We start from the raw sequence: 9983 nt of genomic DNA, 5'->3' as shown, positions 1-9983 counted from the left end.
TCCGGACTAAATCTGCTTCTTTTCATAATATTTTTTACAATTTAAAGTTAGTATTTTTATACTTCTAAATTGTACTGTTTTTGGGGGAGCCTACACTTCTTTACTAAAGTCAGTTATACCGTATTCTATACGGTGTTTTTTACTTTCATCATAAGTATTCCCCATCATTTGATAAGCTCCCGCGGCATTTGAAGTATTGTTAATACGTTTAATTTTTACAGATATTTTAGGGGGTGTGCTCCAGTCTTTTCCATGATCTTTTATAAATGATTCTCCTCCTACAATTGTTTCGTATCCTATATCTCCAACAGTATCTTCTTTCACCCGTAACATTCTCATGAAAGCTCTCACTTTTGCCTCACACTCACAAACACCACTTTCATTACTCTGCAACTGCACATCTTCTCCACCAGCCGTAACAGCTCCCACATAACTTACTTCTTTTTTCAAAATACTTTGTGGTATCAATGGTACGGTACATAATGTATCAGAATCGCTACCATCTAAACGTAAATTATCTTTCGCATCAAAAATTTCCGGGTAGTAGATTTTAGTTTTCTTATTTTGCTTGGCATCTTTCAATTTACCCCAATTTACTTCGGTTACTAATGTTCCGTCTTCTGCTACTGTTCCTGTATTTTTTAATTCGGTAACTTCTTTTTTACTAATTCTCCCTCATTAGTTCCAGGATTAATAAAATATATTGGATTCCCAGAGATAAAATAATTATAACCACTTTTTTCAATATAAATAATTCCCATTTCATTTTCAGAAGAATCATATTTTATTTTGATTTTATCTGGATTTATTTTTTCGGCTTTAATATTAAGATATGTTTCTTTTGCGTCATCATCATTTATTTTAACTAAAATATCTTCCAGAGAATTAATAGTAATATCAAAAATTGTTTTAGCATCATCTCGATTTGTTGCCTCAAAATAGTAAACACCTTTCCAGTAATTATCATCGGATTGAGAAATAGTACTTGGATTGACTTCATCAACAAACTTCTTTTCTTTTATCAATTTTATTTTGCCAGTTTTGAAGTTAATTCTATACTCTTCCCATTTTTTCACACTTGATCCTGATTCATCTTCTGCAATATCAAGTAAATATATTTTATCATGATCGATATAATAATATCTTGTCAATACCGTTAATGCTTCTGAAAAATTAAGTGATTGATGTATAATTAAAGAATCCGAAACCGACTTTTCATTTTTTACATATAAAGTAGTTTGACTGTAAAGATCTGCTTCGCCTTTGTTTAGTGGAATTGTTTTTTTTATAAATATAGCAAACGAGGCTTGTTTTCCAATTAATACATCACTTTTTATAGAATCTAATTTTGAATAGTCAAACATAATTTTAGATAATGCACATTTTGCATAATCTTTTACGACTTGCTTTTCTGATCTTTCAAAATAAGTACCATTAAGTTTACATGAAGAATTAATAGTATTTATGAAATTTAAATTCGAAATTATTGAATCTCCATTCCATTCTTTATTTACAATAATTTCTTTAGATGTTATTAGATTTTCACTATCACTTTGTGCTTTTTTACAAGAAAAAACACTTAAAAAAGCTAACAAGATTATTATGTTTTTCATTATTCAATTTTAATTTTAACAACACTACTATCGAAGTTTCCAGAATGTAAATGACTATTATGAAGCGTTCCTCCATTCCCAGCATTTTTTAATTTTTTACAATAACTATCAGTTCCTGTTAATACTTCTGTAAAATGAAAAAATATTGCACTGTCAATTACTTTTTGATCTTGATTAACGTCTTTTAAATAATAAGTATCTACACTACGACCGTTACAATGTTCTTGGCTTGGAAAACTTGATCCTTCTGAAAAGCAACTTCCAGAAGTCTTTAATTTATATCCCGATTTAGCAAGATATCCAATAAAACCAGCAAAAGCATTTACACCAGTAAATCTTCTATGAGTATTGGTAAAGTCTTAAGAGATGTAAATATTATCTTTTTTATAATTTAAACTGTTGGGCATTCTCAATAATTCTACGTCATTTTTCCCTGCTTTATATAAAAGCCAAATTATTCCTTTTTTTGGATGTGAACCATATTCTGCGACATCTCCATTTTCATATTTTACACGTCTGGAAGTATTTCCTTCTGAAACAATATTATCTGAAATCACTTTAGAATGTGTAGGTTTTATTTTATAAACTTGTCCAACTCCTTTTTCTTTAGTGGTATGCCATTCTGCAATACAAATTTTATGTTCAACATTTTGCGTATCATGATAAACATATTTATATTTTTTCTTATATTCTTCTTTAATTAATTTTGGAATATGTTTTTCTATTTTTCCATCGCTATAGATGTGATATGTGGTAATATCATTTGCATTCGTTTCACCATTTGAAGAAACGTTAATACCGCATTCAAATTCTGTAGCTTTTTTAGATTTACCAGCATTTCCAATTTCCTCTAAAGCCTGCTCCATTTCCCAAACATATGTAGATCCTTCAACTTCATCTGGATATACTTTTTTACCGTTTACAATTTTATATTCGTGTTTTTCTTTTTTAAATAAATCATTAGAATCATATGCGGCCTTTGAACTATTATAGACAACATAATCTTTTTCTGCAGCATGAATTGTAGAATTCGGATAGTTGACAGCAAGATATAGTGCAGTTCTGCTTACTAATAATTTATCAAATTTCTTTTGTAAATAATATTTTTCAACATAATCTAATTGTTTTTCGGCTGTCAATGCCATTAGATCAGTTCTTGTAATTCCAATATCACTTGCGGCATCTCCACCAAATTGAATTAATCCAACATATCTAAATCTTTTAGTTTCATCAGGCTTGTCACCAAAAGTTCCAATTTTAGGACTAAAAGTATAATTTGATTCAAGAGCCATTACTGTCATTAACCAATTGGCGACTTCATTTTTTTCTTGAGGAAGTTGAAGCTTTTTCGAAATTTCTATAACCTTTTTTCTGAAAGCACAATTCACTTTATTTCCCCAAACCAAGTCATATTGCTTACAAACACATTCTCCATTACTCTGCAATTGCACATCTTCACTATCAGCTGTGACAGCGCCGACATAACTTACATCTTTGGCAAGAATACTTTGTGGTATCAATGGTACGGTACATAATGTATTGGAATCGCTTCCATCTAAAAGTAAATTATCTTTCGAATCAAATATTTCTGGATAGTAGGTTTTTGTTTTTTTATTTTGTTTGGCATCTTTTAGTTTGCCCCAATTCACTTCGGTTACTAATGTTCCGTCTTCTGCTACTGTTCCTGTACTTTCTAATTCTTCACATTCTTTGTCAAATGGTGTTGCATCTTTTCTAAGTTCTTTTACCTCAAAGATCTTTACAATCATTTTTGTGCCTTTTGGATAAGTAGTATTTGCATAAACAAAACTGATCATATCATAATCCACAGGATTATGTCTATGTCTGCCATCTTTGTCTCCTATTATTGCTCGGTAAACTTCCTCTTTATTATTGACGGTTAAATATTTGCTCGTTTTTTCTAAGGGCGTGATGTCTTTTAATTCACTGTTTTCAAAACCAACTAATTTCGCTTTGCCATACAACTTCACTTCTGAAGATAAATAATTAGTAGTTTTATCGGCTATTGCAGGATTGAGGTCTATTCTTTTAGAAGCATAATTTTTGTCTTTGGAACCTATCATCTTACCAGAATAGCCAAAATCGTCATCATCAAAAGGTTTAGTGTCATCATCATAGATGTGCAATTCTATCTCTTCGCCTTCCAGGTTTTCACCTTGCAAACAGAAATCCACTTTTTGCCCCCAACTTGCTTTGCTTATTTCGCTTCCACCGAAATCATTCCAAAAGCCCTTGGTTATTTTTGCAACCAAAACATCTATATCTTTTAAAACTCCTGTTTCAGAATTAATTTTGCAGGTCACATTAAATTTCGCTGCAATTTTTGGGGTCATTTTTACAGATTTTCCTGTACTTTTCAATAGTGGTGCTGTCCAATGAATAGTTTCATTTGGTAGCAGGTCTGCAAAAACCATTTTATCTACCGTAGCAGTGATAGGTTTGCCTACTTTGGGATTTCCGCTTAACGAGAAACTTAGTACATCGTTGTTTTTCACTTCAAAATGCCAATCGTCTTCTTCATTTTTTGCTCCTTTTCCCGTAGCATTTGCGGTTTTGCTGTATGCTTCTATTACGTATTTTTTGGTTGCCATCAGTTTATTGCCCGGAATTGTAATGCTATTTCCTGTTCCTAAGAGAATACCATCAAGATTCCATTTTATTTCCGCGCTTTCTTCTGTAGTAATATTATAATCTGGATCATCTGGTAAGAAACCGTACCTCATTTTGCTTATCTGGAACGTCATTGTGGTTCCTGGCCTTACCACATTTCCAATCTTACATCTATTCAATTACTCTTATCATAAATCGAAAGTTTATTAATATCAAATTCGGTAAATTTGATACTATAATTTAATTTTATATTTTTAAATTTTTCATCATTAAAATATTGTTGACCAAGTTGCTTTAAATAGAAACCATCTCCCTTCCACTCGAAAACTAAATGATAAATAGTTTCTTTTGATTTTTGAATTACCTCTACTGAAAATGAATTATTGCCAATACGTTTAAATTCTGAAAAAGAATTCATTGGTTCATTGCATCTTAAACAAGGGACAATATTTCTATTACTTGCAATTTGAGTAAAACTATTATTTTTTTCTCCTCTCATCACAACAATTGTTCTAAAATACGAATTAATATTGTCGAAATATTCATTGCCAAACGCTTTATTCTCATTAGGATGAGCTTGTATTAAAACTTTATCAATTTTTTGATCATTATTAAAATCAAAAAGTAAACTGTCTATAGTTTTTCTATTTGTCGAAATAGTTTCTTCACTTACCTCCTCAGAATCAACTTCTTTCTGCATTTTTATTTCGGAGCTTATAAGTTGTCTTCTAAAAACAGTCATTAGATTAATGTCATCTATGTTAAACTTAAATGAATTATTTTCTTCAGTTATTTGAATTTTTTTTGGCGAAGGCGAATTTGTAAGTGCCGAAAAACTAATTATGTTTTCATACACAATCTTATTCTTCAATAATAATAATTGATAAGTATATTCATCATTAGATCCGAAAGTAGGAATAAAAATTATTTCGTCGCTTTTGGAATTTCGAAAAATTTTGATTTTAGATATTGCATCATCCGAATCAGTATCATAAGTGAAATTCAGATTTACAGGATAGAATTTGTTGTTTATAACAATTTCTGCTTTTTCATTTTTAGCATTTAACATCAATTTATAGTGATGTAATTTATACGATTCAATGTTATTTTCACTTTGCAAATACTTTAAATCAAAAGAAATTTCGTTATATATAATTTGATTTGAAGTTATATCACTATTTTTATTAACCAAGCTATTGTTAACTTTCTTTTCTTGGCAATTTAAAAATAGAACACATATTACTAATATTAAATTTTTTATTTTATTCATAATCTAATTCTTTTTTATAAGTGTCTGTCTGCCCTAAAAACTCTTTTATTTTACCTTTTTCGGCTATATCTCCTTGCTCATTTTTTTCAATTTCACTCATTGTTTTAAAGTTTTTAAAATCTGTAAAAAATCCTGGATTAATTCTATCTTTTGTATCTTTATTTCTGATCTCAAAATGTAGATGAGGCGCTGATGTTCCATCCCTTAATCCAGCTTTGGTTACTCCGGACACACCAGTTTCTCCAATTGGAATGTCAACATTAGAAATGATCCATCCTTTTTTTACATAGATTTTTCTTAAATGTGCATAATGTAATACAATATCGTTATCTTTAGAGAATTGTCCAATTTTATTGTATTCAAACTCAGGATATAATCTTACATATTCTTTATAATGATTTAAAAAAGTCTCCTTGTCCAAAACCTTGAGAAACAACTGTTTTCCATACCCATTAGGGATATTACCATCCGTTATTACATCATAAACTTCACATTTTACGCAAGAAAATATAGACGTACCAGGAGTTGCGAATAAATCTAAACCATGATGTTCAGAGCCGTTTCTTGTTTTTCCAAATAATCCCCAATGTTTCCCAAATTCGTCACCGCCACCACTTTGCATATATAGCGTACACTTTGGGTTATTTACTGGGTCGTGCCATTTCCCGTCTGAAATTGAATTTTCAACAGGAGTACATTCATTAAGTCTAAAAGCATCAATAGCTTTTTTAAAGGAATTTCGACGTTTTGCATAATGACTTTCATCAAGATTTTTATTAATAATTCTTGTTATTGAATCTACAACATTATCTGAGGTTCCATCATCTGCCTTACTGTCTAGATTGCTATTTATCCAATAACTTAATCCCGACATTACTGCATACTTTGGTTGCTCTAGTAATTCAGGACTAGAAATTAAATTTCCTTTGCCTGGGAAAGCCTTTTGGAATTCCTTATTTATATTAGTATAGTTATATTTTCCAGTTAATTGAATAAGTCCTCGACCTATATATTTGTATCCATCCTCTTTAGTTTCATTTCCTAAATCATTACAAGTATTTTTATTTTTCGAAATTGCGCAAGAAATAATATCCCTTTCACTATCAACCTTTCTTAAACCATAAGCTCTAATAGATAATTCATAAATATTTCCTTTATACAATTCTGCCTCTCTTGGATGACGTGAAAAATACCCAAAAAGTTTTTTTAATGTAGAAACACTATAGTCTCCAATCTCCTCAAGTAAAGTTCTAAATTCTGTTTCAGAACCCATTTGAGTAATGAGATGGGCTTTTCTTTGGCAGGTGTTAATTTCATATTGTAATCTTATTTCATTAAGTTCTTTTATCAAAAGTTTAGCTAAAGAGGCATTTTTTGCAGCTCCTGGGAAAATTTGTTTTACTTGTTCATAAGTAATCTCATCCTCACATCTTGGACATTTTTCATTACTCTGCAATTGCACCTCTTCACTATTAGCTGTAACAGCTCCCACATAACTCACTTCTTTTTTCAAAATACTTTGTGGTATCAATGGTACGGTACATAATGTATCAGAATCGCTTCCATCTAAAAGCTTACCATCGTCTTCATCGTAGATACAAGCATAATATTTCTTAGTTTTCTTATTTTGCTTGGCATCTTTCAATTTGCCCCAACTTACTTCGGTAACCAAAGTTCCGTCTTCTGCTACTGTTCCTGTATTTTTTAATTCGGTTGCTTCTGGATCTATCGCCCAGTTTTTATCTTCAAATATTTCATCAGCAATTTCATTAGAGCATGAATGTAAATGATCATTATGATCACTTTGATGGAAATTTCGTTCTTAATAATAAGGACATCATATTTCTTTAATTCCAATTAAATTTACGAACTAGGATTAAAAAAAAATTCTTTTATTTTACCTTAAATACTTTTACTTTATTCGATTTTATTGAATTTATACCCTATATTTATTTTTTTTTCATCTGCGTTTTTTAAATAATATTTATAGTTGAAATAAAATGTATTTTTCACGATGTAAATCATTCCTATCTTATTAAAATTTTCATCAAAAATCTGGTAAGAATTTTTGTTTATTTTAGTTGAAAATAATTTTAATTCCTTCTCGATATTCTGTCCATCAATATTTAGGATAATATATTTTTCAGAAATTTGAAGTGTATATAACTCACAAACAGCAAAACCAAAATCATTTGTTGTGGTGCATAAATCTTTTTGGTATTTACCATTAAATATTTCATACAAATCATTTTTATATTTACTGCAAATTGTTAATTTTTGTGCATTTATTGTAATTAATAAAATGCTGAATATTAGCGTAAATAATTTTTTAAACATACTATTTATTTTAGATATTCTCTACAATCGATTGTTTCTTCTTTTACATAAATAACTCCTTCTTCTTGAATTTCAAAAGTTTTTACATGCAATATTCCTAATTTATTTAAGTAGCCAACCTTCTTTTCAACTGCATACGGATAACTTTTGTTTGAATAAACTGGTATTCTCTTTCTCAACTTTTTCTCTGTAAATATTAGAATGTCAATATTTTTTTCTTTAGGGGGATAATCGTAATTTGTATCGTCTAATGATTTATAGTACTTAACATAAAAAATTTCCTTATTTGAAATTGAAAATGAATTTATTAAAAACAAGGAATCTAATTTTTCATTTTTACTTTTATCAATTAGGAACATTGTATACATATCTGTACTAATTAATTTACCATGTACTTCGTCAAAAAAATCTAACTGTTCCATCTTATTCTGATTTACAGAATCTTTTTTACTCATTGAAATTTCTTCCTCATCAGCTTGAACATACCATTTTTTAGGAAAAACGGTCAGTGGTAAATTTTTATTTCCTATCTCTACGAACTCTTTATTTTGGACAGTGTCATATTTTAATTTATTATTTTCATTTGATTGAATTTCAATTTTTCCACATGATGTGAAGACAAAACATAAAATTATGATGTAATTTTTCATTTAATTTATTTTTCTTTGATTATTTGAACTTTTGTTGAATCAAAATTACCACTATGTAAATGATCATCATGTAGGTCACCTCCGTCTGAAGTGTTTTCTAATTTTTTGAAATAAGCATCATTTCCAACTTTTCTTTCCCCATAATGAAAAAACTTCATAGTATTTATAAATTTTTGATCTTGTTCCAAATTCCATAAGTAAATAGTGTCTATACTTTCTCCATTAACGTGAAGTTGGCTAGGAAAACAAGAACCATATTTAAAACATGAACCAGTTGTAACTATTGAAAAACCCGTTTTAGCCAAAGCTCCAATAAAACCTGCAAAGTAATTTGGGCCAGTATAAATACGTTTAGTACCTGAAAAACTGTATTTAACATATTTACTATTTTCTGGCATTTTTACTAATTCAATTTCTTCTGCAGTGGCTACATATAATCTCCAAAATGTATCTCCTCGATTAGAACCATATTCAGCAATATCTCCGTTTTCGTAGATTACTCTTCTTCTAGTCTGTCCTTCTACCACGTTTTCATCGCTTATAATTTTTTGATGAGTTGGCTTTGAATAAAACTTTTTCTTACTTTTTAATTTTTTTGTAGTGGTATGCCACTCAGCAACACAAATTTCATGCTCTAAATTGGAAACGTCATGATAAATATATTTGTATTTATTTTCAAAACCAGTTTTTATAATTTTAGGAATATGCTTTTCAATTGTTCCATTGTCATAAATATGGTAGGTAATTACATCTTTTGCATTTAAATCATTTTGAGAATTACTATTTAACCCACATTCAAACTTTTCCGTCTTTTCTTTTTTTCCTCTCTCATACCAATTTTCAATTTCTTTTGTTACTTCCCACATATAAGTTTTAGCTTCTACATTTTTATTAAAGCCCCTTTTGTAAATTATATTCCCTTTTTTGTCTTTTTTACCAGAATCTACCTTATTTTCCCATTCCCCTTTTTCCTTATGAAAAGCAGGATTATTATAATATGCTTGTCTGCTATTTGTCCATAGCACATAAGTCTCTTCATTTCCTTTTCCAGTTAAATTTGGTAATAATATACTTAAATATAGATCCGTCAAATTTTTGATTTTGTCTTTCTTTTGCGCAATATGTTTTTCAACATAATCTAATTGTTTAACTGCAGACATTGCGATTAGTGCAGAAGTTGTTGTTTTTATTGTTGCAGCTGCATCAGTTCCAAATTGTATAAGTCCATAATAACCCATTTTATTATCATATGTATGATCAAATGTCCCCATTGTTTCCAATGCCATAACAGCCATTAATCGATTTGCTCCTTCGTTATTTTCTTGAGGAAGACCTAAATTTTTTGCTATTTGAACTAGTTTTTTTCTAAAATCACAACTTACTTTTCTGTCTTAAACGCAAATAACTGGACACTTTTTTCTAATTGAATTTTAATTTAAGGACTCTTTATCCGACATATCTATTCCGATTTTTTTTAAGAAT

The 9983-nt window shown here is 29.4% G+C and carries 8 protein-coding genes; all 8 read right to left on the bottom strand.

Annotated features, from left to right (window positions below):
* Positions 1 to 90: 90 nt before the first annotated feature.
* A complete protein-coding gene (locus HNQ03_RS15535) occupies positions 91 to 582 on the bottom strand; it encodes a lysozyme family protein (protein WP_173780614.1) in 492 nt (163 codons plus the stop codon).
* A gap of 59 nt (positions 583 to 641) precedes the next feature.
* The gene (locus HNQ03_RS15530; protein ID WP_173780613.1) at positions 642 to 1613 is read right to left on the bottom strand and encodes a hypothetical protein; all 972 of its coding nucleotides are present in this window, start codon (positions 1611 to 1613) and stop codon (positions 642 to 644) included.
* Positions 1614 to 1972: 359 nt separating this feature from the next.
* Positions 1973 to 4357, bottom strand: a complete 2385-nt coding sequence (locus HNQ03_RS15525; protein WP_173780612.1) for a hypothetical protein — start codon at positions 4355 to 4357, stop codon at positions 1973 to 1975.
* Positions 4358 to 4419: 62 nt separating this feature from the next.
* Positions 4420 to 5514: a hypothetical protein gene (locus HNQ03_RS15520; RefSeq protein ID WP_173780611.1), complete on the bottom strand. Its 1095-nt coding sequence runs from the start codon at positions 5512 to 5514 to the stop codon at positions 4420 to 4422.
* Entirely contained in the window at positions 5507 to 7186 is a 1680-nt protein-coding gene (locus HNQ03_RS15515; protein ID WP_173780610.1) for a peptidoglycan DD-metalloendopeptidase family protein, read from the bottom strand. The genes HNQ03_RS15520 and HNQ03_RS15515 overlap by 8 nt, the downstream gene beginning before the upstream one ends.
* 245 nt (positions 7187 to 7431) lie before the next feature.
* Positions 7432 to 7851 (bottom strand): hypothetical protein, encoded by a 420-nt coding sequence (locus HNQ03_RS15510; protein ID WP_173780609.1) that lies wholly within the window; start codon positions 7849 to 7851, stop codon positions 7432 to 7434.
* Between the two features lie 5 nt (positions 7852 to 7856).
* Positions 7857 to 8501, bottom strand: a complete 645-nt coding sequence (locus HNQ03_RS15505; protein ID WP_173780608.1) for a hypothetical protein — start codon at positions 8499 to 8501, stop codon at positions 7857 to 7859.
* 5 nt (positions 8502 to 8506) lie between these two features.
* Positions 8507 to 9796 carry a hypothetical protein gene (locus HNQ03_RS15500; protein ID WP_173780607.1) on the bottom strand — a complete coding sequence of 430 codons (1290 nt, stop codon included), beginning with the start codon at positions 9794 to 9796 and terminating at the stop codon, positions 8507 to 8509.
* Positions 9797 to 9983 lie beyond the last annotated feature (187 nt).

Origin of the sequence: Frigoriflavimonas asaccharolytica (assembly GCF_013294015.1) — a bacterium.
In the GTDB taxonomy this organism is placed as follows: domain Bacteria; phylum Bacteroidota; class Bacteroidia; order Flavobacteriales; family Weeksellaceae; genus Frigoriflavimonas; species Frigoriflavimonas asaccharolytica.
This window is presented reverse-complemented; position numbering and strand designations above follow the sequence as displayed.